24 protein-coding genes and 4 pseudogenes are annotated in these 26,304 nt (G+C 47.9%); 7 read left to right on the top strand and 21 right to left on the bottom strand.

The features are described 5' to 3' along the window. Positions 1 to 47: 47 nt before the first annotated feature. Positions 48 to 1,412 carry an allantoinase gene (locus tag D5S11_RS02905; protein ID WP_108724746.1) on the bottom strand — a complete coding sequence of 455 codons (1,365 nt, stop codon included), beginning with the start codon at positions 1,410 to 1,412 and terminating at the stop codon, positions 48 to 50. A gap of 179 nt (positions 1,413 to 1,591) precedes the next feature. Here D5S11_RS02905 and D5S11_RS02900 point away from each other — a divergent pair, with 179 nt between their 5' ends. Further along, positions 1,592 to 3,187, top strand: coding sequence for a PucR family transcriptional regulator (locus tag D5S11_RS02900; RefSeq protein WP_007408738.1), 1,596 nt, complete (start codon positions 1,592 to 1,594; stop codon positions 3,185 to 3,187). A gap of 140 nt (positions 3,188 to 3,327) precedes the next feature. On the opposite strand, the pseudogene D5S11_RS02895 reads toward D5S11_RS02900, so the two are convergent. The 7 genes and pseudogenes from D5S11_RS02895 to allC all read right to left on the bottom strand — a co-directional run. Beyond that, a pseudogene (locus D5S11_RS02895) lies at positions 3,328 to 3,590 on the bottom strand (XkdF-like putative serine protease domain-containing protein); the annotation flags it as partial. A gap of 46 nt (positions 3,591 to 3,636) precedes the next feature. Further along, positions 3,637 to 3,966 carry a hypothetical protein gene (locus tag D5S11_RS02890; protein ID WP_032867128.1) on the bottom strand — a complete coding sequence of 110 codons (330 nt, stop codon included), beginning with the start codon at positions 3,964 to 3,966 and terminating at the stop codon, positions 3,637 to 3,639. Continuing rightward, entirely contained in the window at positions 3,963 to 4,250 is a 288-nt protein-coding gene (locus D5S11_RS02885) for a hypothetical protein (protein WP_032867125.1), read from the bottom strand. Before D5S11_RS02885 ends, D5S11_RS02890 begins: the two co-directional genes overlap by 4 nt. 43 nt (positions 4,251 to 4,293) lie before the next feature. Beyond that, positions 4,294 to 4,485 (bottom strand): annotated as a pseudogene (locus tag D5S11_RS20155) (hypothetical protein); the annotation flags it as partial. A gap of 966 nt (positions 4,486 to 5,451) precedes the next feature. Next, on the bottom strand, positions 5,452 to 6,648 hold the full coding sequence (locus D5S11_RS02875; RefSeq protein WP_072589538.1) for an MFS transporter: 1,197 nt from the start codon (positions 6,646 to 6,648) through the stop codon (positions 5,452 to 5,454). A 121-nt stretch (positions 6,649 to 6,769) separates the two neighbouring features. After that, positions 6,770 to 8,023 carry a pyridoxal-phosphate-dependent aminotransferase family protein gene (locus D5S11_RS02870; RefSeq protein ID WP_108724745.1) on the bottom strand — a complete coding sequence of 418 codons (1,254 nt, stop codon included), beginning with the start codon at positions 8,021 to 8,023 and terminating at the stop codon, positions 6,770 to 6,772. Positions 8,024 to 8,041: 18 nt separating this feature from the next. After that, entirely contained in the window at positions 8,042 to 9,283 is a 1,242-nt protein-coding gene (gene allC, locus D5S11_RS02865) for an allantoate deiminase (RefSeq protein WP_108724744.1), read from the bottom strand. A gap of 199 nt (positions 9,284 to 9,482) precedes the next feature. Between allC and D5S11_RS02860 the strand changes: the two genes are divergently transcribed. Then, positions 9,483 to 10,352, top strand: a complete 870-nt coding sequence (locus D5S11_RS02860; RefSeq protein WP_108724743.1) for an endonuclease I family protein — start codon at positions 9,483 to 9,485, stop codon at positions 10,350 to 10,352. A gap of 49 nt (positions 10,353 to 10,401) precedes the next feature. Here the strand turns inward: D5S11_RS02860 and D5S11_RS02855 are convergent, their stop codons facing one another. Then, the gene (locus D5S11_RS02855) at positions 10,402 to 11,508 is read right to left on the bottom strand and encodes an ABC transporter ATP-binding protein (protein WP_032867113.1); all 1,107 of its coding nucleotides are present in this window, start codon (positions 11,506 to 11,508) and stop codon (positions 10,402 to 10,404) included. Positions 11,509 to 11,663: 155 nt separating this feature from the next. On the opposite strand from D5S11_RS02855, the gene frlR reads away from it, so the two are divergent. Beyond that, on the top strand, positions 11,664 to 12,392 hold the full coding sequence (gene frlR / locus D5S11_RS02850) for a transcriptional regulator FrlR (RefSeq protein WP_020956300.1): 729 nt from the start codon (positions 11,664 to 11,666) through the stop codon (positions 12,390 to 12,392). Between the two features lie 24 nt (positions 12,393 to 12,416). Here the strand turns inward: frlR and D5S11_RS02845 are convergent, their stop codons facing one another. From D5S11_RS02845 to D5S11_RS02825, 5 genes are all read right to left on the bottom strand, one after another. After that, positions 12,417 to 13,271, bottom strand: coding sequence for a PfkB family carbohydrate kinase (locus tag D5S11_RS02845; protein ID WP_032867112.1), 855 nt, complete (start codon positions 13,269 to 13,271; stop codon positions 12,417 to 12,419). Between the two features lie 13 nt (positions 13,272 to 13,284). Beyond that, positions 13,285 to 14,169, bottom strand: a complete 885-nt coding sequence (locus D5S11_RS02840) for a carbohydrate ABC transporter permease (RefSeq protein WP_003151895.1) — start codon at positions 14,167 to 14,169, stop codon at positions 13,285 to 13,287. Between the two features lie 3 nt (positions 14,170 to 14,172). After that, positions 14,173 to 15,063: a carbohydrate ABC transporter permease gene (locus D5S11_RS02835; RefSeq protein ID WP_012118373.1), complete on the bottom strand. Its 891-nt coding sequence runs from the start codon at positions 15,061 to 15,063 to the stop codon at positions 14,173 to 14,175. A 24-nt stretch (positions 15,064 to 15,087) separates the two neighbouring features. Next, the gene (locus D5S11_RS02830) at positions 15,088 to 16,353 is read right to left on the bottom strand and encodes an ABC transporter substrate-binding protein (protein WP_032865287.1); all 1,266 of its coding nucleotides are present in this window, start codon (positions 16,351 to 16,353) and stop codon (positions 15,088 to 15,090) included. 73 nt (positions 16,354 to 16,426) lie between these two features. Continuing rightward, positions 16,427 to 17,413, bottom strand: a complete 987-nt coding sequence (locus D5S11_RS02825; protein WP_007410100.1) for an SIS domain-containing protein — start codon at positions 17,411 to 17,413, stop codon at positions 16,427 to 16,429. Between the two features lie 196 nt (positions 17,414 to 17,609). On the opposite strand from D5S11_RS02825, the gene D5S11_RS02820 reads away from it, so the two are divergent. Continuing rightward, positions 17,610 to 18,536 carry a MerR family transcriptional regulator gene (locus tag D5S11_RS02820; RefSeq protein ID WP_039063594.1) on the top strand — a complete coding sequence of 309 codons (927 nt, stop codon included), beginning with the start codon at positions 17,610 to 17,612 and terminating at the stop codon, positions 18,534 to 18,536. Positions 18,537 to 18,569: 33 nt separating this feature from the next. Here D5S11_RS02820 and D5S11_RS02815 read toward each other — a convergent pair whose 3' ends face one another. The 3 genes and pseudogenes from D5S11_RS02815 to D5S11_RS02805 form a co-directional block, all read right to left on the bottom strand. Then, on the bottom strand, positions 18,570 to 19,160 hold the full coding sequence (locus tag D5S11_RS02815) for a sporulation delaying protein family toxin (RefSeq protein WP_007410098.1): 591 nt from the start codon (positions 19,158 to 19,160) through the stop codon (positions 18,570 to 18,572). A gap of 84 nt (positions 19,161 to 19,244) precedes the next feature. Next, a pseudogene (locus D5S11_RS02810) lies at positions 19,245 to 20,061 on the bottom strand (sporulation-delaying protein SdpB family protein); the annotation flags it as partial. 32 nt (positions 20,062 to 20,093) lie between these two features. Then, positions 20,094 to 20,624 carry an SdpA family antimicrobial peptide system protein gene (locus D5S11_RS02805; protein ID WP_007410096.1) on the bottom strand — a complete coding sequence of 177 codons (531 nt, stop codon included), beginning with the start codon at positions 20,622 to 20,624 and terminating at the stop codon, positions 20,094 to 20,096. A 124-nt stretch (positions 20,625 to 20,748) separates the two neighbouring features. Between D5S11_RS02805 and D5S11_RS02800 the strand changes: the two genes are divergently transcribed. Then, positions 20,749 to 21,021, top strand: a complete 273-nt coding sequence (locus D5S11_RS02800; RefSeq protein ID WP_007410095.1) for a DUF1648 domain-containing protein — start codon at positions 20,749 to 20,751, stop codon at positions 21,019 to 21,021. Positions 21,022 to 21,059: 38 nt separating this feature from the next. On the opposite strand, the gene D5S11_RS02795 is transcribed toward D5S11_RS02800, so the two are convergent. The 3 genes and pseudogenes from D5S11_RS02795 to D5S11_RS02785 form a co-directional block, all read right to left on the bottom strand. Next, positions 21,060 to 21,434 carry a nucleotide excision repair endonuclease gene (locus tag D5S11_RS02795; protein WP_007410094.1) on the bottom strand — a complete coding sequence of 125 codons (375 nt, stop codon included), beginning with the start codon at positions 21,432 to 21,434 and terminating at the stop codon, positions 21,060 to 21,062. Positions 21,435 to 21,499: 65 nt separating this feature from the next. Continuing rightward, on the bottom strand, positions 21,500 to 22,615 hold the full coding sequence (locus tag D5S11_RS02790) for an NAD(P)/FAD-dependent oxidoreductase (protein WP_039063596.1): 1,116 nt from the start codon (positions 22,613 to 22,615) through the stop codon (positions 21,500 to 21,502). Positions 22,616 to 22,652: 37 nt separating this feature from the next. Further along, positions 22,653 to 23,347: pseudogene (locus D5S11_RS02785) on the bottom strand (class I SAM-dependent methyltransferase). 77 nt (positions 23,348 to 23,424) lie between these two features. On the opposite strand from D5S11_RS02785, the gene D5S11_RS02780 reads away from it, so the two are divergent. Next, entirely contained in the window at positions 23,425 to 23,886 is a 462-nt protein-coding gene (locus tag D5S11_RS02780; RefSeq protein ID WP_020956308.1) for a DUF2691 family protein, read from the top strand. Positions 23,887 to 24,022: 136 nt separating this feature from the next. Beyond that, positions 24,023 to 24,859: a chitosanase gene (gene csn, locus D5S11_RS02770; RefSeq protein ID WP_053104475.1), complete on the top strand. Its 837-nt coding sequence runs from the start codon at positions 24,023 to 24,025 to the stop codon at positions 24,857 to 24,859. A 34-nt stretch (positions 24,860 to 24,893) separates the two neighbouring features. Here csn and sufB read toward each other — a convergent pair whose 3' ends face one another. Next, positions 24,894 to 26,291, bottom strand: a complete 1,398-nt coding sequence (gene sufB / locus D5S11_RS02765; protein ID WP_007410090.1) for a Fe-S cluster assembly protein SufB — start codon at positions 26,289 to 26,291, stop codon at positions 24,894 to 24,896. Between the last annotated feature and the right edge of the window lie 13 nt (positions 26,292 to 26,304).

Below are 26,304 nucleotides of genomic sequence, written 5' to 3'. Positions count from 1 at the left end.
GATACCACGAGACCCGCTTTCCAAACGACAAAAAAAGCCGATTCTCATCAGAGAATCGGCTCTTTTATTTGAGAAGGCTTCAGGAATGTTCCGAAAGCCCCGCTCTGCTTACGACCGCCATCCTGATACACACAGCGTCCCTTACTGTAGGTTGCAGCAATTCGGTATGGAAAGGTGTGGCCTTCATACAGGCTTTGCTTATGTTTGGAAAACATCGTTTCTTTTGTGACGGTAAAAGGTTCCGGCCGGACGATGGCAAAATCAGCGTCAAATCCTTCTTCAAGCCGACCTTTATTCGTTAACCCGAAGCGCTTGGCCGGTGCTTCGGCCGTCCATCGGGCCACATGTTCAAACGGAATCCCATGATCGATCGCTAATTGAATCATGCCGAGAAGCGTAAATTGGCCTCCGCTGATCCCGCCCCACGACAGAAACATATTATCCTCGCGTTTCAAAGACGGATGACAGGGAGAATGATCCGAAGACACCATATCAATCAGGCCCTCAGCCAAACCCCCGATCATTTCCTCTTTATCAGCCTCTGAGCGGAGCGGCGGAGCGCATTTGGCGGCCGCCCCTTTTTTGAGGAAGTCTTCAAAGCTGAATAATAAGTAGTGCGGACACGTTTCAACGGTGACATCCAATCCGTCTTTTTTCGCCTGCTGAATGGAGAGCACGGCCCGTTTCGTGCTGATATGTACAAAATGAAGCGCGCATCCCGTCGCTCTTGCATATTCAATCGCCCGCTGCACAGCCTCGCATTCGGCCTCTTCCGGACGGGAGGAAGCGTAAGCGCGGGCATCAATTTTCCCTTGGAGCGCGTACTCGGCTTCAAGGAATCGGGTGAGGGCGTCGCTTTCTGCGTGCAGGGCCAAAATCTTGCCGCACGCCGCGATTTCCTTCATTCCCTTTAAAAGAGTCCGTTCATCGGCTGATTGAAATTCATCCGTTCCCGATTTAGACAGAAACGCTTTAAACCCGATTGCCCCCGCTTCTGCCATCGGCCGGATATGTTCGGTATATCCGGGCATCAAACCGCCCCAAAGCGCAAAATCAACCGCTGACTTCCGTTCGGCGATTTCCGCCTTTGCCAGCAGGTTTTCAGCAGTTACCGTCGAAGGGATGCAGTTAAGCGGCATATCAAAATAAGCCGTACAGCCGCCGGCAGCCAGCATGTTTGAGCCGGTTTCAATGCCTTCCCATTCTTCTCGGCCGGGTTCATTGAAATGGACGTGACAATCGACCGCGCCCGGAAACACATACATGCCGTCCGCCTGCACCACTTGTTCCGCGTTTTCGTCAATGCCGGGTCCGATCAAGGCGATTTTCCCGTCCTTGACGGCGATATCAGCCCGCTCTGTTCCGCCTTTTCGTACAGCTTTCGCACCCTTTACAATTACGTCATAGGCCATTTTATCTTCCTCCCTGTAAGGATGACGATTTTCTGTCAGTTTTTATCACAACATGCGTCTATGATTGCCAGTTTACTGCTACTATGATCGTAATACATCAGCAAAACCGCTATAATTTTTGATGATTTTTATTCATATTAACCAATGGTTGTCTTTAGAACCTGAAAGGAGACTGACTGATGAACATTTATGACGTGATGAAGATTCCCGCTTATGAGCGGGCTGCATTAATCGCAGGCAAATCCGGCGGCTGGAGGGAGGTGCAGCACGTCAACATGATGGATGCGCCGGACATCGCTGATTTTTTACATAAAAACGAATTGCTCGTCACCACGGCTTACCACTTGAAGGACCGCCCGCAACTGTTGAAAGATTTGATCCGCCTCATGGCAAAACGGGGCTGCGCGGGACTGGGGATCAAAACGAAGCGTTATCTTAATGTCATTCCGAAAGATGCCGCGGAGCTTGCCGACCGGTATGAATTTCCGATTATTGAGCTGCCGGAAGACATCAGGCTGGGAGATATCGTCAACGCCACACTGAGCCATATTCTTGATATGCGTTCAAATGAGCTCCAGCAGGCCATTTACGCCCATAAAAAATTCACAAACCACATCATGAGCGGCAAGGGGCTGCAATCCCTGCTTAAGAAGCTCTCAGACATTCTCCGGCTTCCCGTGCTGCTTTTGGATCAGCATACAAAACTCTTATCATCGTCCCACCGCATACCCATTGACACGTCTTTATTGAAAAACATCTGTTATTCCCTTTCCGGGCCTTATTTCACCTGCTTTTCCATGCTGTCCGACAGAAAGGCGTATTCTGTCCTGCCGATTCTGAATGTTGAAAAAAACTGCGGTTATCTGGTGATACCGGAGCTGGTGCAGACCGCTGATAAAGGCATGATTTTGACTATTGAACAGGCGGCTAACGTCATTTCCTTTGAACTGCTGAAAGAAAATGCCGTCAAACAATTCAGCAGACGGGCGCGCAATGAATTTTTCAGCAATTTCATCGACCGCTCGTTTACCGGCCATGAAGAAATCAAAAGCCGCGCCAAAGAATTCCGGCTCCGCTGGGATCAGAAATACATGTGCATTTGCGGAAAGCTTGACCGAAATGAGAAAACGATCAGCTTTACCGAAAATCAGCTCGTTTCCGATCATGTATTTGATCTGCTTGAAGGGGAGCTGTCATCCTTCCCGTTTCCCCCTCATCTCTTTATTAAAGGAAATGTCGGTATTCTTTTAATTGAAGCGACAGACAGCTGGAATGAAATGCACGCGTCTGTCATCAGCTTTTTGGAGCAGTTTCAAAAGCAGGTCCGGACGCAATTTAAACGGACTGTCTCCTTCGGCATCTCAAACATATGCCAAAAGCTGATCGACGTCCCTGACGCTTTTACTGAAGCTTCAGACGCCATTTCATCCGGGCATTTGTCCAGAAGCGCGGAGTTTATTCAAATCTATCATGCCAAAGACGTGCCGGAGCTTCTCCGCCTGCTTCCGGCGGAAGATGTGAAGAAATTTTACGAAGCCACCCTCCAAAGCCTGGCCGACCGGCAAAAGGAGGACCAGAGCCTGCTTCATACGCTGTCTGTTTATCTGGAGACCCACTGCCAGATTTCAGAAACGGCTAAGCGCCTGTACGTCCATCGAAATACGGTGATCTATCGTTTAGAAAAATGCGAGGAACTGCTCGGCAAAAGCTTAAAAGATCCGGAGACGACGATGCGCCTGCGGCTCGCGCTGAGAATGCAGCGGCTGATCGGTTAAGAAATCGTTAGAGACAGGGATGCGGGGTGTTCTCCCGCATCCTATTTAAGGGGAATTCATTCAGCTAAATTCTCAAAAAATGCTGCCATCAACATCTGCTTCCGTTGATATCATCAGGCTTTTTCGATATTCAGGATACAACCGATAATCTCACTCTTTTTAATTTCCTCCCAAATTGCCTCGGTACCTTTGTCACAAGCACCCATGATCCTTTTTTGATGGTTTCGCCATTCATTTAAAAATCAGCGGGGAGCGACATAAGACTCAACCACTTCACCAACGCCGCCCTGAAAGTCATGCTGCTTTTCTTTTTCTGATTTCATAAAAAAAACTGCTTTTGATTAGCAGCCTTGTCTACGTAAGAAACATGTGTGATTTTTGCATTTATCAGTTCTCTTGGCATGTGTTCACTCATTTCAAAATAAAAAGACCTTCATGATAGAAGATCTTTAAAAAGGAGCTATATCTTTGAGCCCTTTGATTATTTTTTTTGTTAATTTGTTATATTTCATAGAATCATAGTAACTAATGTTTTTAGCTTCTTTATATTCGTGTGAAGCTACGTTTTTTAAACGTAACAGGTCACTAAAAGCATCATAATAACTCTTGTCTAAATATTTATTTTCAATAAGGTACCTCATTTTTAATTTTGCAGTTACAAATTTCCCCTTAAGTGTATCACTATCAAAACCTACTCTTGCCATAGCAGCGTCTAGTTCATGCTCAACCAAAACCCAAGATAGGACAACTGCTAAGTAAGGAGCTTCTCTAGCTATCATATTGATATTAGTATCTGAATTAAAGAAGGCTCTTTATTTGTTTGAGAATCGTCAGGCTCAGAACTGCCGCTAGTATCAGACTCATCTAACTCTGACTCGACTTTTTGAAGACCTTGACTAAATGTTGCTTCAAAATCTCCATATTTAAGTGTAGCTAGCTTCCATTCAGCTATTTTTTCAATTAATTGAGTAACGGGCTTTCTCAAAAAAAACACTGCTATCAAAACAATAATAGGCCAGGCAATAGATTTTATTACTGATGACCAAAACTCCAACCAATCCATAACTTCCCTCATTTCGTAAAAGTAATGAGGATATTATACTATTTTATTCCATGTTTGCTAAGACTTCACTGCGAATCTCTTCTTTTTCTTCAGCAGACAGCCCCAAAATCTCGTTATCTACTACAGGAGATAGAACGCAGTGAGAACTAACCCGCTCAGCGGCGGAAAACTTTGTGTCTCGCTGATACATACAAGTTTCGCTGCTTCCTGGTATCTTGAATTCTTTGTCAATACCAACAGTCGAACACATCAAGACCAAATACCACTTCTGACGGGCCGTGCAAGGGGATTTTATAAAATTTCCAAAAAAGGAGGGGCGCTTCCCCTCCGTGAATCGTAATGAAGCTTCGTATGTTGGCTAATGGCTGTCTGGATAATGGTCTCACTGTCATCTTGGAAAGATCACTTACTTCTATAAGTCTTTCTTTTTAACAAAAACCGCAGATATAGCAGCAGAAATAACTATCCGCTCCGCTTCTTATGCACTCTCTGTAACATGGAGAATTATAAAAAGGAGGGCGCGCGGAAACATAGGTGGAGCTCCCTGAATGGGTCAATTGATGGGCCCATGGATAAGAATTAAATTCTTGCCGCTGATACAAATGGAATGACGGGTAATAATACAACATTTTCAACTCCTTTTCCGTACACCATATTGTACTTACCGACACCCTTTTTAGATGATTGTCTCTTGCATAATTGTGTGTTGGCCTAATTGCGGGTTTTAGCCTGCAAAATTCGTGCAGGGGAACCATCACAAAATCACCCGAGAGAGGTTTTATAAGACCGCCACTCCGTAATACACCAATAGACCCCATCTGAACAGTTCGTATTATTTCAATGACCCGTTTTATCAGAATGCTCTCCCTCTGCATACGAAACAGCAAGTTCCAAACCACTGCTTTTTCCTTCTCAGCATTTTCCGCTCAATGATGTCCCCGCCTGACTGCCTTCTTTTTTGATCAACTTCCGGCATCAAATTCGTCAGACTCGTCAAGCGATAAAGCTGGTTTTCCTTTATCTACACCTGTTCCGGTTTCCATTCGCGCTTGAGCATATGGAACAACTGATTTCCCTATAATTCACAATGGCGTTCGATATGATTTTCCTTCTATGCGCATCTCTGCAATTTCAGAGATGCAGAGCCAAAGAATAAACGGCAATCAGCAAAAAGCCTCCGGATACCCGGAGGCTTTTGATTCTATCCTTGCTGCGTGAACGGCCGGGTCTGTGTCTTTTTGCCCCAGCCAAGCGCGGCCAGAAAACTGATGGCGAGAATGGCCGCTCCCAGCATATACGGAAATTCCATATTTACATCAAAGAGAAAACCGGCGGCTGACGGTCCGGCGATATTCGCTAAGCTGATGAATGAGGTGTTCATCCCTCCGGCAAACCCCTGCTGGTCACCGGCGAGCTTCGACAGCATCGTATTAACCGCCGGCCGGAGCAGCGATGTCAGCGTCAGGAAAAAGATTGCCGCGGCAAAAACGGCCCAATATGAACCCGCAAACCGGCACCACACAAGTCCTGCAGCAGCCCCGATCAACGTCACGTTAATGACGCGTTTTTCCCCGAACCTGCGGACGAGATAACTGACGCCGACCGCCTGCACAAACACGCCGATGAGACCCGCAGCCGTAATAATAAAGGCAATATCAGACGCTTTAAATCCGTGTTTATGGTCAACGTAAAGGCCGAAAACGGATTCAAAGTTCATAATTCCGAAGTTCAGCACAAAAACCAGAATCAGCATAAACGCGAACGGCGATTTGAGCGCGCGTGACATTTGCTTAAACAGATGCTCACGTTTTTCCGTTTTTGCCCGGGCTTCCAGCTGCTTTTCACGTCCCAGCGTTTCGGGCAGAAAGAAAAATGAAAGCACCGTTGAAAAGCAGGCGAGACTTGCGGACACGATGAACGGCACAGACATGCCGTAATGAACCAAATAGCCTCCGACACCGGGTCCGATGACGACACCGAGCGTCATCGCCGCGCTGAACAGCCCCATTCCTTTCCCGCGTTCTTCCTCGGTCGTAATATCCGCAATGTAAGCGAACATTGACGGCATTAAAAACGCCGCGCCCATTCCGCCCAAAAGGCGGGATGCGAACAATTGCCACAGGCTTCCTGCAAAAGCGAAGATCAATTGTGACACGGCAAAGGCGGCAATGCCGAAAATAATCAGTTTCCGCCGTCCGTATTTGTCGGTTATTTCCCCGGCAATAGGCGCAAATAAAAGCTGTGTAAGCCCCGCCGATGCAACAAGCAGACCCATCGTGCTCCCCGTCGCTCCGAATTCGGTAATATATGCGGGCATAATCGGAATAATCAATCCGATTCCAAGCATCGCAATAAACATATTCAGCATTAAAATTGACAATCGGCCCATGTACGCCATGATTTCTTACCTTCTCCCCAGACAAACAGATGATCATTCCATATTTGTCATTTTTTATACCATTCAGTATAACGGGGAAAAGGGAAAAAAGTCCAGATGATTTCAATCTCGTTTTCATGTCTCATGACCGCACAACGGTTTCAGCCGGCAGATCATATATGTTAAGGGTCGCCTGCAGCGCTTCCCCGGCTTTAACTGAAACTCCGTGTCTGATCAGAACCGCTTCAAGTCCAGCCAGCACAAACAGCACATTTTCCTTTCTGCAGCTGTAGCCCATCGTTCCGATTCGCCAAATTTTCCCCTGCAGCGGACCGAACGAGCTGGCGATTTCAATTCCGAATTGAGACAAAAGCATCCTTCTGATCGATTCGCCGTCTGCTTCCGGCGGAATCTTCACGCATGTGACGACAGGCAGCTTCGCCTCCGGATCGCCGAATAAATCAAGGCCCATCGCTGCAAGTCCCGCCGTAAGCGCTTTTTCATGACGCCGATGCCTGCGGAACCGTTCTTCAAGTCCTTCTTCCAGGACAAGGCGCACACCCTCCCGCAGCGCATAAAGCATTGCTGTCGCTTCTGTATGGTGATTCAGCCTTCTTTCACTCCAATAATCTTCGAGCTGGCTCAGATCAAAATAGTTGCTCATAACCGGCCGATGACCGGACAGCCTTTTGCCGTCAGCTGCCGTCGCAATGCCCCGTTCTACCTTTTTACGCGCGGCAATGACAGCTGCCGTCCGGTCATTATAAGTAATCGGCGCCATTCCGGAAGGGACCGATAGGCATTTTTGCGTTCCCCCGATGACTGCGTCAATCTTCCATTCATCCGTTTTTACGGCGCATCCGCCAATCGTGGCCACGGCATCCACGATAAAGAGTGCGTCTTGGGCGCGGCACGCTTCCCCGATTTCTTTCAGCGGGTGAATCCGCCCCGTTGATGTTTCTCCGTGCACCATAGCGACGATTTTCGGGGAAATCTTTTTCATCTCGCTGATAATCTCTTCAGGCCGGAAGACCGTTCCCCATTCACACTCGATCGTATGAACGTCCGCTCCGTACCGCTCGGCGATTTCAGTCAGCAGGTATCCGAAGCGTCCGTATATCGGAACGAGCACGCTGTCGCCCGGCTCTATCACACTTGCGAGAACAGCCTCAATCCCCGCTCTTGATGTACCGTCAATCGGATAGGCCCAGCGGTTTTCCGTTTGAAACAATTCACGGAGCATTTGCATCGTTTCGTTCATGATGCCGGTAAATGCCGGGTCAAACTGGCCGATGATCGGAGCGCCCATCGCCCTCAGCACTCTCGGTTCAGCTTCTGTCGGTCCCGGTGTCATAATCGTTCTTTGCGGAATGCACAATTCTTTTCTGGTCGGCACGCCGATTCCCCCTTTACGTTAATAGGCAAGTTTATGTAATACATTCGCCAGCGTAAGGACGCCGGTTTCAAGCTGATGTACGGGTGTGAATTCAAGCGGCGAGTGGCTGATCCCGCCACGGCTCGGTACAAACAGCATGCAGGCCGGAAAGGTTCTGCCGAGCATCTGGGCGTCATGTCCCGCTCCGCTTACGATTTTCTCCGGGTCCGCCCCCAGTTCTTTTGCAGCCTCCGCTGCGGTACGCGTCAGTGTCTGATTCATTTGAACCGGCTCTATCCTCATATATTCATCAATAATGGGCCTGACTCCTTTGCTGCGGCTGATGTTTTCAACAATCGACGCCAGTTTCTGATGGAAGGCTGCCAGCACGTCTTCCTGCCGGTGGCGAATATCAACGGAAAACTGGATACGGCCCGGAATGACATTCGCCATATTCGGTTCAACCGTCATTTTCCCGCACGTCAGACGGAGCTCTTCCGGCTGTCTTTCCGCTGAAAGCATCAGTTCGTGGATGATGCTGCTTCCCGCCGCGAGCGGGTCTTTCCGCCATTTCATTGAAGTGGTGCCGGCATGGTTGCATTCACCGTCAAGCGTAACGGTATAGCGTCTCTGTCCGGCAATCCCGGTGACAATCCCGATATCCTTTCCCGATCGTTCAAGCGTTTGCCCCTGTTCAATATGAATTTCCAGAAAGGCACTAATATCGGTGCGCAGCGGTGCTGGATAACGGCCTGCACCGAAGCCGTTCTGCCGCATGGCTTCTTTCAGAGAAATGCCAGACGCGTCTTTCGGCGTTTCCGCATTTGAAAGCGTGAAAGCACCGGTGATATTGCCGGAGCCCCAATAGGTGATGGGAAAACGGCTCCCTTCCTCTTCACAGAGCGACACAGCCTCCAGCGTTTTTTTCGGACGCCCGCACGTCTCATGCAAATGACGGATCGCCAGCATGCCCGCCAGCACGCCGAACGCACCGTCATATTTGCCGCCGTCAATAACGGTGTCAATATGCGACCCGGTCAGAATCACCTCATCAGGCGATTCTGTGCCGTTCAGCCGGCCGAACACGTTTCCGACATCGTCAAATGCCGTTTCCAGCCCGAACGCCTCCATTTTCTTTTTGACGGCAAGCTGGGCGTCCATCCATTCTTTCGTATATAAAAGCCTCGTCACTCCGCCGGAAGCGGAAGCGCCGAATTGAGACAGCCATTGTATGTCATCGGAAATCCCGATATTCGCCGCCGAAAGCTGCTGATGTTCCATACACGCCCTCCTTTTAAACTGAAAAACTGACAAGATGATCTTCATTATAGAAGGAGCGCATAACGAGTTCATTATCTTATCTTCCAAAAAATCAATGATTTTCCGGATACTTTGACCAATAAGCCGAAGGAACCATTTTTCAAAAAAGATAGAATAGTAGATTTATTTTTCAGATAATAGAGGTAAAGGAGGGCAAGTCATGACAAAAAAACTTTGGTTTCTGCCGATTGTCTGCCTGTTTTTCATTTTTGGATGGGCCGCGCCGTCAGCCTCTGCGGGCGCGCCGGCTGACACGAATCTGTACAGCCGGATGGCGGTTTCAACTGCCGGCGACACAACTCTTTTTCCGCAAACTGCCTCAGCTGTCATCACTCCGTCTGCGGATACGGACACATATTACAAAGAAGCTTCCGGAAAAAGCGGAACGGCCTTAAAGAGCGCCCTGCACCGCATCATCAGCGGACATACAAAGCTGTCTTACAGCCAAGTATGGAATGCATTGAAGGAAACTGACGAAGATCCGGCAAACCCGAACAATGTCATCTTGCTCTACACCCAGGAATCACGGGCCAAAAGTAAAAACGGCGGCAGCGCCGGGGACTGGAACCGCGAACACGTGTGGGCAAAGTCACACGGAAACTTCGGAACAGCTGCCGGCCCCGGGACGGACATTCATCATCTGCGCCCTGCAGACGTTCAGGTGAACAGTGCCAGAGGAAATATGGATTTTGATAACGGCGGCTCAGAATACCCGAAAGCGCCGGGCAATTATTACGACGGCGATTCCTGGGAGCCGCGCGATGAGGTTAAAGGAGACGTCGCCCGCATGCTGTTTTACATGGCGGTGCGTTATGAAGGAGAAGACGGGTATCCCGACCTTGAGCTGAATGATAAAACCGGAAACGGCTCAGCTCCTTACATGGGAAAACTGTCCGTTTTGCTCAAATGGAATCAACAAGACCCCGTCGACAGTAAGGAAAAACGGCGGAACGAAATCATTTACGAAGACTATCAGCATAACCGCAATCCGTTTATCGACCATCCGGAATGGGCGGACGAAATCTGGTAATCGTATCATAAGAAGTGATAAGGGAGCCCCGATCATCAGGCTCCCTTTTTCAATATACGGCGTTTTCAGTGTCGGCATCAAAAAAGACGGCCCGGTTCATATTGACCGCAAGCAGAATGGCATCGCCGGGTTTCACCTGTGAAGCGCCGTCAAGACGGATCGTCATGCGGTCATCTCCGCTCACCGCATGAACGTACATCTCCGCGCCTAAGTTTTCACATACTTCCGCCACAGCGCGGCACACCGCTTCAGGCGGGTGCTCTGATTGTCCGGCAAGCGTCAAATGCTCCGGACGCAGCCCCGCAATCATCTCCTTACCGCTGTATCCTTTCTGCACAAGAACGGCCGCTTTTTCTTTCGGAATGGGCAGACGAACGGACGAACCGGCAAAATACCATTGCCCGTGACTTTCTTCAATGACGCCTTTTATAAAATTCATACTCGGAGAACCGATAAAACCCGCCACAAACAGATTCGCCGGATAATGATAAATCTCATGGGGGCTTGCGGCCTGCTGAATATCTCCTTCATTCATCACGACAATCCGGTCGCCCATTGTCATCGCTTCCGTCTGATCATGCGTCACATAAACGATGGTCGCTTTCAAACGCTGATGGAGCTTGCTGATTTCGGCGCGCATCGTCACTCGCAATTTCGCATCTAAGTTGGAAAGCGGCTCGTCCATCAGAAACACTTTCGGCTCCCGCACGATCGACCGGCCGAGCGCAACCCGCTGCCGCTGTCCGCCTGAAAGAGCCTTCGGTTTCCGCTTGAGCAGATGCCCGATTTCCAAAATATCAGCGGCCGTCCGGACTCGCTCTGCGATTTCTTTTTTCGGCAGCTTTCTGAGCTTCAAACCGAACGCCATATTATCAAACACCGTCATGTGGGGATACAGCGCGTAATTCTGAAAAACCATCGCGATATCGCGATCCTTCGGGGGCAGATCGTTCACCGCGTCTCCATCGATATAAAGCTTCCCTTCAGAAATGCTCTCCAGTCCGGCAATCATTCTGAGTGTCGTAGATTTGCCGCAGCCGGAGGGCCCGACAAGCACCAGCAGCTCCTCATCTTTTACATCTAAGTGAAAATCCTTCACTGCCGCCGATTGGGCGCCGTATGTTTTTTTGATATGGTCAAATGTTAATGATGCCATTCGAAACCTCCTCCAATACTGGAAACCGCCACATCTTTCTGTTATGTTAAAAATGTTCGGGGTTTCTGACAGATTCATAAATGAAAAGCAAATTTGTATTATAACGTCATAATACATATAATAGTACTACTACTTGACAAAGGAGGTCCGTCCCATTGTTAAATAACGGGAGCTCGAAACCTTTATATATTCAGCTGAAACAAATTATCGCGGACGATATCAAGAAGGGCGTTTATTCGCCGTCCGTAAAACTGCCGACCGAAAATGAGCTGTGCGAAACGTACAACGTCAGCCGCATAACGGTCAGGAAGGCCATCCTTGATCTTGTGGAAGAAGGCTGGCTCGTCCGGCAGCAGGGAAAGGGAACGTTCGTTAAAAGCCCTAAACTGAAGCGGGAGCTCATCGCGGTCAACGGCTACTCAGAATTTATGGAATCAACGGGGAAAAAACCGAAACACCAGATCCTTTCCCATGAAACCATTGAAGCGCCTAAATCCATCGCCCAAAAACTTCGCGTCGCTTCCGAAAGTCCCGTTCTTGAATTAAAACGCATTTTATTTCACGACGACCAGCCGCTCTCATTCGAAATCGCCCACTATCCGCTCAGTTTATTTCCCGACATCGGCAAGCATATTAAAGGCGGCGTGTCGATGCATGACATTTTGAAACAGCACTATCAGGTGGTGCCCACCCATAATACGAAGCTGTTAAATGTCGTATACGCCAAGCAGGAAGAAAGCCGCTATCTGGCTTGTGATATCGGGGATGCGCTTTTTGAAATTGACAAAACCGCATTTATGTCAAAAGACAAGCCGATATACAGCTCGCTGTTTTTAATGCATACCGACCGCGTTACGTTTACCATTAACAGTCCCTATGCGTAACAAGTATAAAAAACGAGACAATGCTTATCGTATTCTCGTTTTTTCACTGCTTTTCCCGCCGCCCGGCCTGTAGGGATGCCCGTAACCGAACGCTCCGAACCCTCCGCATGTTTTGGCAGCCGTCCCGGCGGCCGCAGTAAGCGCTCGCCGAATATCCTGATGCTCGAAGAAATCGGTAAGAAACCCGGCGATAAAAGAATCACCCGCGCCCAATGTATCTATTATATCAGCTCTTACCACCGGCTGATGATAGACGCGTTCCCCATCCGATAACACCGCGCCATATTCCCCCCTTGTCAGACAGACGATTTTCGCTCCGAAACCGCGGGCTTTTTCGGCAAGCCGCATACATTCACTTTCACTCAAATCACTCCCGGAAAAAAACGCATACGTCACGTACGGACAGACCGCTTCTAAATAGGCTTCGTCACGTTTTACAGAGAAGTCAAAGGAAATCGGCACATGGCCGCTCAGCATCGGGAGGTCACGTTCTATCCTGCTGTATACGCTCGTATGCAGCAGATCATGTCCGGCGATAAATGAGATGTCATTCTCCTGAAAAGCGAGCGTCAGACGCGATTGCACGCCGCCTTTATTTGATCCGGCAAATATCCTGTCCCCTCTTTCATCAAGCGTGACGACCGCCATCCCGTTTTCTCCGTATGCCCGGCGGATCAGATCGGCATTCACCTTTTCCAGTTTCAGCACATTCAATACGTGATCCGCCGCTTCATCACTGCCGAGAATCCCGATATAAGAAGTTTCGTGGCCTAAGCGCCGGGCAAGCACGGCTACGTTTAACGCATTTCCGCCCGGGTAAAACGTCTCCTGATCCTGATAATAATCTACTACATTATCTCCGGCCGCTATCAGTTTCATCTTTTCATCCTCCTTATCCTTTCACGCTTCCCGCAGCAATGCCGCGGATAAAATATCTCTGCATCAATAGAAACAGCGCGATGATCGGAGCAGCAGAAATCGTCAGCCCGGCCAGCAGCACGCCCCAATCCGTCTGCAGCGCATCTCTGAACTGCATCAGCCCGGCCGGAATCGTCCGTAAATTTTCATCATCGATAAAAATAATCGCAAACATAAACTCATTCCATGTATGGTAAGCCGTCAAAATGCCTGATGTCACCAGAATCGGCACGCTCATAGGTAAGAATATTCTGAAAAATATTCCGAAACTTGTACATCCATCCAGATAGGCAGCTTCCTCAAGCTCTTTGGAGATCGACAAAAAATAGGAACGGATCAGAATCACGGTAAACGGAATACGGTAGGCGGCGTACGGAAGAATCAATGCCCAATACGTATTGTACAGTCCCAATGACTGGATAATGGAGTACAGCGGCACAAGACTGACCTGCGGCGTCAGCATCAAGCCGCCAAGACAAATGATCAGCACAAACCCTTTTCCTTTAAATTGAAAACGGGCCAGCCCGTATGCCGCCCAGGCGCTCACAAATACGGTGATGAGACAAGTCAGCACGGTCACAATGACACTGTTCATAAAATAAGCGGAAATCCCTTGGTTCCATGCGGATACGAAGTTTTCGGGATGCCAGACAGAGGGCAGCGACCAGCTGTGCTCAAAAATCTCATCCGAGCTTTTAAAGGCGCTGACCGCCATCCATAACAGCGGATAAGCAACGGCAATGAGGTAGATAAAGAGAAACAGCCACACAGACGTTTCCCCGACATACCATTTTCTCGGTTTTCCGCCTGTTCTGACGGCCTGACGGGCATGACGCAAGTCCGTCTTTTCAGGAAGCATCGGCTACTCCTCCTTTCCGGTCTTAAAGAATTTCATCTGAATAAGCGACAGAGCAAGCGTCAGCAAAAGCACCACCGTCGCGATCGCAGAAGCGTAGCCCATCATATCCTTTGTAAAAGCGCTCTTATACAAAAATGTGCTCAGCACTTCTGAAGCATTGCCCGGACCTCCGCCGGTCAGAATATACGGTTCATTAAATACGGTAAATGCGCCGGTCAGCGTCATCACCACAGCAACAAACGACATTTCTTTCGTCTGCGGCACCGTAATGTGAAAAAACTGCTGGATTTTTCCGGCTCCGTCCAGCTGCGCCGATTCATATAATTCAGCAGGAATGCTCTGAATCGAGACAATGTACAGCATGGCGATGTAACCGACAGACTGCCATTGAGACACAAAAATGACAGACAGCATAGCGGTGTTTTCATCGCCCAGCCACGCCCGGGTCAGTTCATCAAGTCCGACGGCTTCCAGCAGCTGATTCAAAAGCCCGATTTCCGGGTTATAAATAAAATCAAACAACAGCGCAATGACGGTCATGGAAATGACGACCGGAAGAAAAAAGACCGTGCGGAAAAACGGCGACCATTTTCTTACCAATCTGTCTTCCAGCACGGCCGCCAGAATTAAGCCGCCGCCAACCTGGCAAATCAGCGATATGACCGCATACAGCACATTGTTGCGGAGCGCTGTAAAAAATACGGGATCGTGAAACAGGTCAATATAATTTTTCAAACCGATAAACGTCTTTTCGGGTTGAAATGAGCTCCATTCAAACAGACTGAAAAACACATTCTCAATAATCGGAATGTAAACGAACAGCAGAAAAATCAGCGCGGGCGCGAGAAACAGATACGGAATGAAACGTTTTCGGCTGACCAAGGAAATCCTCATCTCCTTTCTCCAAAGAAATCTGTTCTATTCAGATGACGCTTTGACTTGACGCGCCGCTTTCTGCACGGAATTCATCACCTCGCGCGGTGTCATTGTGCCGCCGAGCATCTGCTGAACGCCTGCCGCATACACATCGGCGATTTCAACGTCAACATCCATATCAAACCACGGCACCATTGTTTCGGCGCGGACGATATCCTGCACGGCTTCACGCTGGATCGGGGTGGAATTGTTTTCTGTCGCCGTTCCCTGAACCGCGCTGTATTTACCGACGTCTTTTATCAGCTTCTCTCCCATTTTTTTCGAGGTTAAAAACTGAAGAAATTCCATGGCTTCTTTCGGGTGCTTCGTTTTTGAGGAAATCATAAATCCTTCCGGAGATCCGGTCAGTGCACGGGGAGATCCCTTTTCGCCGCTGATTTTCGGGAAAGGAAACAAGCCCAGATTGACCGGTTCGACGAGCTTAATTTCTGCCGTTTCCGCATAAATCATCGCCGCTTTGCCGCTCGTAAACTGCTGGCGCACGTATTCGTGATCAACGGAGTTCACGTGCTTTGTAAAGTACGGCAGAAGTTCCTGAAGCTTTTCAAGCGCTTTGACATAGCCTTCGTCCGTAAACTCCCCGGTTTCCGGGCTGTAATCCTTCGCCCGCGTTTTTTCATCCACCATACGCTGGTTCAGCGTCCCGATATAATGAGAAATGGTCCAAGGCGCTTTTGTGCCGAAACTGATCGGAATATATCCGTTCTCTTTCAATTTCTCAGAGACTGTGATCAGTTCATCCCATGTCGCCGGGGGCTTCAAATGTAATGAATTAAAAATGTCCTTATTATAAAAGAATGATTTAGCGTCCATTTGCCACGGAACACCGTACTGTTTTCCGTCATGCGTAAAAGGTTTGATTTGTGACTGCACAAGCTGTGAGGACCAATCTTTATCCTGCTGATAGTAAGACGACAGATCGAGGGCTTTATCTCCTTTGATGAATTTATAAGCAAACCGGTCGCTCCATGAAAAGAAAATATCAGGGGGGCTCGTTGTTCCGAGCATGACTTTCACCTTGTCTTTATAAGAATCGTTTAAGACCGCTTCCGTTTGGATATGAATATCCGGATGAGCGGCTTCAAATTCTTTGACCGCTTCTTCAAAATAGCTTTTTTCCGGCTCCTTCGGCCACCTGTGAAAAAACTTCAGAGTCACTTTTCCGTCAGAGGAACTGCTTTGGCTTGAACAGGCGGCGGCTGACAGACATACGGCTAACAGAACGAACAGGCAGATGAGCTTTTTCAGATGCTTTTCCTCCTTTGTCACCGGACTATAACGTTATATATCATTATAGTCCGGTGAAATATAATGCGCGTTCTTAATATTCGACTTTCCACATGTAACGCCGCTGGCTTAACGGATGGTTCCTTGCTTCCGCCAGCGCATCCGCATAGCTTCTGAGCACCCGGTTTAATACGAGAGGAGCCAGATAGCCTTTTACAGAATCGTCAATTCCGGAAAAATCATATGCTGCCGCATCAAGCACAGTCAGTTTTTTGCCGTATCTTTTTGAGAAGGAAAGCGCCCGCTCTTCAAGGGGTCTTGTTTCGTCTAAGCCGAGCAGGATAATAAATGGAACGGATTCATCAATGATTTCGAACGGTCCGTGAAAATATTCTCCGGCATGAATGGCGTGGGAATGAATCCATTGCATTTCCATGAGAATGCAGATGCTGTAGGAGTAAGCGACGCCGTAGTTCGCACCGCTTGCCATCGTGTAAATGATATCTTCTTTTTCGTGGGCTTTCGCGAATGCCTTTGCGTGATCCGCTTCTTGTTTAAGCGCTTTGTCATATACGGTCTGGAGCTTATTGAGTCCGTCGATCGCCGACTCAAACGCGGGATGGTTTTCCAGCACGTGTAAAGCGCCGAACACGATTTGATACAGAACCCCGTAATTCGTATTTATCGCCTGTGCATTCTCACCCCAGTCATACACCGCGACATATTCGGCTTCTTTCGCTAGCGGCGAATCAGGCTCAAAGGTCATCGCAATCGTAAGCGCGCCTTTTTTTCTGGCGAAACCGGCGGCTTTCACCGTTTCCGGCGTATTGCCTGACTGAGAACATAAAATCACGAGAGAGTTCTCTCCGAGCTGAACGGGATTGCGCTGAATAAATTCATTTGAACTGTAGAGATCAGAGCTGATGGCTTTCGCCTCTCTGTCAAACACGTACTTGCTCGGATACATAATGGCTGAAGAACCCCCGCAAGCGACGAAAAAGACGTGGTCAATCGTTTTTCCTTTCAGATCATCCAAGAAAGCCTGAACTTTGTGATTCACTTGTGCGGCAGTTTGACTCAAATCCTTCACTCCTCAGTGTTTTATTATATAACGTTATATAACATTATATAACGTTATATTAATCGCAACAAAGGTGCGTTGTCAATCATATTTTCTGAAATTTCTAAAATATAAAATAAACCCGTCTTATTTCCCGCCCTCTCTTGACCTGACCCTTAGAGACACGTTTAGAATGAAAAACAGGGAGTGATTCAGAATGAATATAAAAGAAGCCGCCAGGCAGACGGGTCTCACGAAAAAAGCCATCAAATATTATGAGCAGGAAGGTTTAATCACCGTCAGCAAAAACCCTGATAACGGATACCGTGAGTATTCCGCTCAGAACGTGAATACGCTGAAAATGATTGCCGCCCTCCGAATGCTGGCACTGTCTGTAAGCGATATTAAAGCGTTCCTCTTAGAGGGCAGCAGTCTGCATGATATACTGCGCCGGCAGCATCAAAAGCTCAGCCGGCAGATTGAAGAGCTTGAGCAGGAACGGAAACTGACTGAAATGCTGATCAAGCGCGTGGAAGATGCGGAAAATGTCGATTCAATTCTGCATGATATCGGCGAGGTCAAAATAGATGAACCGAAGTATATGGGACTTCAGCTGAAAAAACTGTTCCCGGGAGATTTCGGAGAATTTATCGCCGCGCTGTTTGAACCGTTCCTCGACTTTTCTATTGATACAGATGAGAAAAAAACGATATGGGCGGAGCTTATTAAAGTATTGGATGATATGGAAGAAGTTCCGGCTGCACACCCGATGATGCAGCTGGTCGGCAAGGAGGATCCGGCTCAGCTCCAGCAGCACAAAGTACAGCATGACCAATTTATCGAGCGGATTTTGGAGAGAGACCCCGCCACTTGGGACACTCATAAAAACATCATCATTCAGCTTGTGAAAAGAGTGCAGACAGATGAAGAATACAGGGAAAGCCTGATCAAGGTCGGAGAATCCGCTTCTGATCTGCCCGCGCTGAAGGCGGGATCGCCTTTCAGCAATCTTCTTCAAAAGCTCAGCCCGAAATATGACACGTACGTGCGACTTCAGCTTGAACTGAAAAAAGAAGCCGACGAGGAACTCGGCTTTGATTCAGAAGCATATTTAAAACAGATGCTTCAATCAAAAAAACGCTAAGGTTCGTTTCCTTAGCGTTTTCTTTCTTCAGCCTCAGTGCTGCGCGTTAATGCGGTCAACGACATTAGCGATGAGCTGCTCTTTTCCTAAGTCGGAATCTTCGTCAACGCTTGCTACTGTCAAAATGATGGCCGCTACCGCAAGAGCGATCGTCTCAATGGCGGCCGCCGCGTTTAAAAATACCCATACAGCCGTTGCGCATTGGCCGATGGCCGTTGATTTTCCTTTGTCCATGCTCTTTTTGTCAAACTCTTCTTTCAGCACTTTCGCCATAATCTGCGAACCTTGATCAATGACGCTGTTCACTTTCTCATAATCGCCGCTGTAGACCGCCGCTTTCAACTCTTTAAAATAATCCGGCGATGACTTTTTAATATCAGCGATCACCTGATCGGAAACTTGCTTTAATTCATCCTGATCAATCTTTTTGACAGCCTTGGTATCCCATACTTCAGGAAGGAGCTTTGCGACCTCACCTTGTCCGAAAAAGATGCCGGAAAAAATGTCTTCACCCGAATAAGAGACCGACGGCTCAGTTTTCGCCGCGGCATGCGGGCCGACTAATGCGACCATTAAAACAAACACCAGCATCATGGCAGCTGCGGACTTCTTGCTTTTAACCAAATAATTTCCTCCTTTTCCTTTTATTGAAAAAATTGTATCTGATAAAAAGGGGATTGTAATGGTTCAAAGCTACTGTTTTCTCTGCCGGCACCAAAAACAGGACCAAAATACCAGCCACCGTAATGGAAAACGAGGTAAGCCCCAGCATAACGGCAAAGATTTCGTGCATAAAAATGGAGATAAACAATATCAGACGCCAATATGTTTTCGGAGCGAACAAAGCGCAGAACATAATGGTTTGCACAATAAGCGTGCCCCAAGTCGGGATGATGACAAGCTTGGACTGCAGGATAAAGTCAAACAGACCGTGAAGCGCATCCGGCAGACCCAGCATCGGATCGTTCAAATAGTAATAAACGGCAGTTCCGTTCTGCCACTCTTCTTCCATCAGTTTGGCAATGACGGAGTTAAAATACAGCATTGCGACCTGTATTCTGATGATTGTCAGCGTCGCCCAGCACAAGGAGCGGTAATAAGGCTCAAGCGGCCTTTTCTCAAAAGACGCCTCGTACGGAGACCAGTGCCATTTCCGCGGATCGGTTAATGTCAGCGGGAGCAGCAGCAACGTAAAAACGGCAGCCACTTGATCTCCCCCGTCAAGAGTAACGGCGGAGTTTTGGAAGCTGTACGAAATCCACCAGTGAAAAAAACCGGTGAGGCGGGGCCGCCAGCCAATGACGACAAGGATTAACATACAGATACAAACGGCTTTGACGATCTCAATGTAACGGAAATCGGGAAACAGCAGAAACAGGCTGAACGTGTCGGAAAAGCTGAGCATTTGATTTTGCGTTTTGAAGAAGACAGACGCCGGATTGAACAGCAATGTCAGCAGCGTGCCGAGCGCGATTAAGCTTCTGGCAAGCCCGTACACATTTGTCCAAGGCGGATTCTTCATCATCCATAAGGTGAGCTGCTTTTTTGCATCCTGAATCAATTGACATCCACTCCGATGTATTTTTGGATGGTTCTTTTCGTTTCGGTATGCTGGCTCCATGCCCATGGGGTAATGCGTTCATATGTAATGATCATTTTCCCTTTCAGCCTTGGGGAGGGAGACTCATTTTTCATTTTCAAAAATGTGGTATCCTTAATGTCTTGGCCAGTCGTGAAGTCGTTCCACTTCTCTTTGGAAGGCAGCTTTTCCAGCATAAGGCCGAGCTCTATCCCTTGCGTCCGGCCGTAGCGGTTTAAGCCGATGACATTTTTCAGAGAATTATTCGGCCATCTGAGCTCCTCATCGGCATCAAGAAGATAGATATTCAAGCTGTCTTCTCTCGGATCTTTACTGAAAAATCCCCAGCTTTGCGGATAAATCATGGAAACGGTTTTGGATTGATGCTTGGTTAATTGGATGGCGGAGCTTGGCAGTGCCGCGATGACGGTAAAAAACAAAACGATGATCCAGGCGGCCATGATAAAAAGAAAGAATGAAAACATGCTGGTTTGCTTCTTGTCAGTCAATTGAAACCCTCCTAGCGTATGGAAATTTCATTGACATGATTATACACCAATCAACAGGTAAAATATTGATAAATTAGATTTTTCGGACTAATATACTATTATATGTAAAAAAGGGAGTGTTCATATGTTTTTGATGAATGATAAAGTGCTGTGGGGAGCTGTAGTTCTCGCCTTTATTCTGTCGATTGTGTTTTATCCGTTTCTTCCTGCTGATATGGCCATTCACTATGACGTGTCGAACCGTCCGAATACATCAATCAATAAAACGGCCGGCGTCCTGATTTTTCCCGTGCTCATGATGATCTGCATGTTATTCAGAAAAAAGGTCGTCCAGCTATTCCTCGTCGTTTACTGTCTGCTGATCGTGCATATTGCCGTGATGTGGCTGGCACTGTAAACATAAAGAAAACCGGAGCCCTTAAGCTCCGGTTTTTCTTATTTATAAAATACTTTCTCAATGTTGTATTTCGACTGAAGGGTATTGATCGCGTACGTTTCGTAAATCTCCCTTTCCATCGGATCATTTACGACACATACTTCAATTTTATACACTTCGTCCCTGTGATGTTTAACAGGCGACACATTGTCTTCAAAATGCTTTTTGATTCTTTGTCTTAATTTACGGGCTTTCCCGACAAACAGCAGCTCATCATGAATGTTATAAAACATAAAGATGCCGCCTTTGTCTCTCGGAATTTGGTGAAAATCAATGAAACCGTAAATCGCTTTAATCGCCGGTTCATTCTCCGACGGTGACTGCTGCCGTTCCGTAATGGTTACATCAGGAGCAGGAAGGTTTATTTTTATCAAATGGGTCACGTCCTCTTATTCATTAAAGCTCCATCCTATCATAAGAATGCGCCAAAAGCTATTTTTTATTCAAGCGCCCCGGCCGGATCATAAAGGCTCAAATCAATTTCCGTCTGCTGCCCGAGCGCGAGTTTCGCCAGTTCAGCCCCCAGATACGGCCCGCTCGTCAGTCCTGAGGCGCCCAGCCCGTTGGCAACGAGGAGTCCGCTGATATTCGGCACTTTGCCGATGACGGGAAGAAAACCGGGAGTAAACGGCCTGAAACCGACTCTTGTCTCTATTACAGTACTGTCTGAAAGCCCCGGCGCCACGGTTAATGCTTTGTCAAAAATCTCGCGGAGACCGCCGGCCGTCACCCGCAAATCCATGCCGGTATCGTTTTCATGAGTCGCGCCCGCTATGATTCTGCCGCTGTCAAAGGCGAGAATGTATTGATCGTTTGGAGGCATGACGACGGGCCAGCCGCCCGTATCCTCTCCCTGAAGCTCTAAATGAACGATCTGCGCCTTTTGAAATGATACTGAAAAGCGGATGCCGAGCGGCTCAAGCAGCTCTCCCGCCCAAGCGCCGGCCGTTACGAGAACCTGATCGGCAGTAAGCGTGCGTTCTGCGGTTTTCACACCGATGACGGCACCGTCCTCTGTCAATATTGACGCTTCTTCATTGTAAACCGCCGCGCCGTGCTTAACGGCCGCGTTTAACAGCGCCTTACGAAGCGCCCTCCCGTTCACCCGGGCCGCGCCGCTGACATGAACCGCCCCATATTCCTCCGACAGCGCGGGGAACAGCGCCTTCGTTTCTTCCGGAGTCAGTCTTGTAATGTCACCGATTTCAGGGGCGTCCTCTCTTCTTTTATAAGCTCTTTCCTCCATTTGGCTGAGCTTTTTTTCATCCGTATGGAGGCTGACGGCTCCGACCTTTTGATAACCGGTTTCTGTTTCTCCGTCCGCTTCAAGCTGCTGTATCAATTGGTTATAATAGCGGGCTCCGCCTTTTGCGATCGCATACCATGCCTGATTGCGGCGCTGCGACAGCCACGGGCAGACGATCCCCGCCGCGGCGTCAGTCGCCTGCCCCGGGTGTTTCCGATCAATGACCGTTACATCCGCACCGGCCTTTGCGAGATGATAAGCCGCGGACGCACCGAGAATGCCGGCTCCGATAATTATATAAGACTTCATGTGTAACACCTTTTCTATCTGTTTTGTCTTATTTATTTTAACAAATGGAGCGCCCGGTTCCTACTGGAGTCCTGACAGAGTTTCGAAAACGGAAACGTATAATAAAAGGAATACGTTCTTGTCTGAAAGCCGTTTTCCTCAAGAAATCTCTCTGTATTGTGATGTATTTTTTATATCTGACACGGCCAAAATGCCGCCAGGCTTCAGCACCCTCACCATTTCCGCAATCGCCCGTTCCCTCTTTTTTCTGCCTGAAATGTTGTGTACGACAAAATGCGAAATGACAAGATCAAACGTCTCATCAGGAAACGGCATGTCTTGCGCCAGTCCGTCATACAAATCAATTTCCGGCGCTCTTTCAGCCTGTCTGTTCTTTTCAAATGCGTCTCTTCCGTTTCCGACCAGGTCCCAGCTTGACCATTTGTCAATCGCTGAGACGTCAGCGCCTTTTTGAGCCGCGGCGATGGCTAATAGCCCCCGCCCCGTACCGACATCAAGCACCTTCATGTCCGGCTTTAAACCGGATAGCGCAAGAATGCGATGGCGGTGTAAAAGTTTAATGGCCGTTGAATACAAGAGCATCCAAAGACCGAGCAATAAAAACAAGGTGCCCGTCAGCCAGCCCCAGTAAGGAGGAATCATGCCGTATAACGTGCCTGCGGCATAAAGGAGCGCAATAAAGATAAATCCAAACGCTCCATAAGGCGCATCAATTCCGTATCGTGTTGTCATAACACCCACCCCTTTCAATATTTATCCAAATGGTATACCATATTATTCTAGCAAAAGCCGAAAGGAGATACGACCATATGAAACGCGGCATTACATTTAACATCCCAAATCAATTCGGGCGGTTTGCGGCAGATATATTACAACCGTTCCCCATCTCTTCCTATACGTGGTTTATCGGTGATGGAGAGGCGTATACGGAATTCAAAGAAGGCATCGATACAGACCTGTTTCCGCAAAATCAGCGCATCATTCAGGGTCAAGAACTCCGTCAGCGTCTGGAAGGAAACCCTTATTATATGATTTTTGCTGAATTGAAAGCTTTCCCGGGCGGGATGGTAACGGAAATCAATACGTACGAGGAGTATTTGGAGAGTTCCTGTGAGCTTGTGCTTCTCATTGCAGATTGCTCGTATGTAACGTTATATTGCAAAGATCCGGATATGCTCGAAGCCCTTTATCAGCAGGCTGTACAATGCGGATTTCTCCGCGTTGACTATGTTACAGATGAGAATGACGCGAGAACGGGATTGTCTGTCTGATGAAGGTGCGTCCTTTTTATGAAGCGCCTGATAGGGCTTAGGATTCAAAATATTGACAAATTCGTGTGTTTTCAACAAAAAAACAACCCCCTCATGTATACTGAGTGCGTAACTTACATATGAAAGGGGTATGGCAATGAAAATCAGCTTGAAGAAAAAAGCAGGTTTTTGGAAGAAGACGGCGGTTTCGTCACTTATTTTCACCATGTTTTTTACCCTGATGATGAGCGGTACGGTTTTTGCGGCCGGGCTGAATAAGGATCAGAAGCGCCGGGCGGAACAGCTGACCAGCATCTTTGAAAACGGAAAGACGGAAATCCAATACGGATATATTGAAGCGTTGGATGACGGAAGAGGTTACACTTGCGGGCGGGCCGGCTTTACGACGGCTACCGGAGATGCGCTGGAAGTAGTCGAAGTATACACGAAAGCGGTGCCGAATAACAAATTGAAAAAGTATTTGCCTGAATTGCGGCGTCTTGCGAAGGACGAAAGCGATGACATCAGCAATCTGAAAGGATTCGCTTCTGCCTGGCGCTCACTTGGCAATGATAAAGCCTTCCGCGCTGCCCAGGATAAGGTAAATGACAGCTTGTATTATCAGCCGGCGATGAAACGTTCAGAAAATGCCGGACTGAAAACGGCCTTGGCAAAAGCAGTGATGTACGATACGGTGATTCAGCATGGCGACGGCGATGATCCAGACTCCTTTTATGCCCTGATTAAACGCACGAACAAAAAAATGGGCGGGTCACCGAAAGATGGAATTGACGAGAAGAAATGGCTCAATAAATTCTTGGATGTGCGCTATGACGATCTGATGAATCCGTCAGATGAGGATACTCAGGATGAATGGAGAGAATCGGTTGCCCGTGTCGACGTTTTCCGCGATATTGTCAAAGAGAAGAACTACAATTTAAACGGGCCGATTCATGTCCGGTCAAGCGAATACGGTAATTTCACTATCCAATAAACAAAAAACCCCGCCAAATGGCGGGGTTTTACTATTAACCGATGGAGCCTTCCATTTCGAACTTGATCAAACGGTTCATTTCAACTGCGTATTCCATCGGAAGTTCTTTTGTGAACGGCTCGATGAAGCCCATAACGATCATTTCTGTTGCTTCTTCTTCAGAAATACCGCGGCTCATCAAGTAGAAAAGCTGTTCTTCAGAAACTTTTGATACTTTCGCTTCGTGCTCCAATGAAATGTTGTCGTTCAGGATTTCATTGTAAGGGATTGTATCAGAAGTTGATTTGTTATCCATAATGAGCGTATCACACTCGATGTTTGAACGGGCGCCGTCCGCTTTTCGTCCGAAGTGGACGATACCGCGGTATGTTACTTTTCCGCCCTGTTTGGAAATCGATTTTGATACGATTGTGGATGACGTATTCGGTGCAAGGTGAATCATTTTCGCGCCTGCGTCCTGATGCTGTCCTTTACCCGCAAGAGCGATAGAAAGCGTCATGCCGCGCGCGCCTTCACCTTTCAGAATGACAGCCGGATATTTCATCGTCAATTTAGAACCGATATTTCCGTCAACCCATTCCATCGTCGCGTTTTCTTCACAAACCGTACGTTTCGTTACTAGGTTGTAAACGTTGTTCGCCCAGTTTTGAATTGTTGTATAACGGCAGTAGCCGCCTTTTTTGACGATGATTTCAACAACCGCGCTGTGAAGCGAGTTTGTTGTGTACACAGGAGCCGTACAGCCCTCTACGTAATGAACGCTTGCTTCTTCGTCAACGATGATCAGCGTACGTTCGAACTGACCCATATTTTCAGAGTTGATGCGGAAGTAAGCTTGAAGCGGTGTTTCAACCTTCACGCCTTTAGGCACGTAGATGAAAGATCCGCCGGACCAAACAGCTGAGTTCAGCGCCGCAAACTTGTTATCAGTCGGCGGAATGACTTTCGCCCAGTGCTCGCGGAAAATGTCTTCATTTTCTTTCAGCGCGCTGTCTGTGTCTTTGAAGACGATGCCTTGCTCTTCAAGATCTTCTTTCATATTGTGGTAAACAACTTCGGATTCGTACTGTGCAGAAACACCGGCAAGGTATTTTTGCTCAGCTTCAGGAATACCGAGTTTGTCGAATGTCTGTTTAATTTCCTCAGGCACTTCATCCCAAGAACGCTCTGAACGCTCAGACGGTTTTACGTAATACGTAATTTCGTCAAAGTTTAAAGAGTTTAAATCCCCGCCCCACTGCGGCATCGGCATGTTGTAGAAATGCTCAAGAGATTTCAGGCGGAAATCAAGCATCCATTGAGGCTCTTCTTTCATGCGTGAAATTTCTTCTACGATTTCTTTTGTCAATCCGCGCTCTGAACGGAAAATGGAAACGTCCTTATCGTGAAAACCGTACTTGTATTCACCAATTTCAGGCATTTTTTTAGCCATCCATTTTCACTCC

The sequence above is a fragment of the Bacillus sp. L75 genome (assembly GCF_003676355.1).
Classification (GTDB): domain Bacteria; phylum Bacillota; class Bacilli; order Bacillales; family Bacillaceae; genus Bacillus; species Bacillus velezensis.
Note: the sequence above shows the minus strand (reverse complement) of the source record. Positions and strands in the feature narration are given on the sequence as shown.

Bases quoted from the DNA above. Each gene is read 5' to 3' on its own strand.
- D5S11_RS02905 (WP_108724746.1), bottom strand. From the start codon at position 1,412: ATGGCCTATGACGTAATTGTAAAGGGTGCGAAAGCTGTACGAAAAGGC.
- D5S11_RS02900 (WP_007408738.1), top strand. From the start codon at position 1,592: ATGAACATTTATGACGTGATGAAGATTCCCGCTTATGAGCGGGCTGCA.
- D5S11_RS02890 (WP_032867128.1), bottom strand. From the start codon at position 3,966: ATGATAGCTAGAGAAGCTCCTTACTTAGCAGTTGTCCTATCTTGGGTT.
- D5S11_RS02885 (WP_032867125.1), bottom strand. From the start codon at position 4,250: ATGGATTGGTTGGAGTTTTGGTCATCAGTAATAAAATCTATTGCCTGG.
- D5S11_RS02875 (WP_072589538.1), bottom strand. From the start codon at position 6,648: ATGGCGTACATGGGCCGATTGTCAATTTTAATGCTGAATATGTTTATT.
- allC (WP_108724744.1), bottom strand. From the start codon at position 9,283: ATGGAACATCAGCAGCTTTCGGCGGCGAATATCGGGATTTCCGATGAC.
- D5S11_RS02860 (WP_108724743.1), top strand. From the start codon at position 9,483: ATGACAAAAAAACTTTGGTTTCTGCCGATTGTCTGCCTGTTTTTCATT.
- D5S11_RS02855 (WP_032867113.1), bottom strand. From the start codon at position 11,508: ATGGCATCATTAACATTTGACCATATCAAAAAAACATACGGCGCCCAA.
- D5S11_RS02845 (WP_032867112.1), bottom strand. From the start codon at position 13,271: ATGAAACTGATAGCGGCCGGAGATAATGTAGTAGATTATTATCAGGAT.
- D5S11_RS02840 (WP_003151895.1), bottom strand. From the start codon at position 14,169: ATGCTTCCTGAAAAGACGGACTTGCGTCATGCCCGTCAGGCCGTCAGA.
- D5S11_RS02835 (WP_012118373.1), bottom strand. From the start codon at position 15,063: ATGAGGATTTCCTTGGTCAGCCGAAAACGTTTCATTCCGTATCTGTTT.
- D5S11_RS02820 (WP_039063594.1), top strand. From the start codon at position 17,610: ATGAATATAAAAGAAGCCGCCAGGCAGACGGGTCTCACGAAAAAAGCC.
- D5S11_RS02800 (WP_007410095.1), top strand. From the start codon at position 20,749: ATGTTTTTGATGAATGATAAAGTGCTGTGGGGAGCTGTAGTTCTCGCC.
- D5S11_RS02790 (WP_039063596.1), bottom strand. From the start codon at position 22,615: ATGAAGTCTTATATAATTATCGGAGCCGGCATTCTCGGTGCGTCCGCG.
- D5S11_RS02780 (WP_020956308.1), top strand. From the start codon at position 23,425: ATGAAACGCGGCATTACATTTAACATCCCAAATCAATTCGGGCGGTTT.
- csn (WP_053104475.1), top strand. From the start codon at position 24,023: ATGAAAATCAGCTTGAAGAAAAAAGCAGGTTTTTGGAAGAAGACGGCG.
- sufB (WP_007410090.1), bottom strand. From the start codon at position 26,291: ATGGCTAAAAAAATGCCTGAAATTGGTGAATACAAGTACGGTTTTCAC.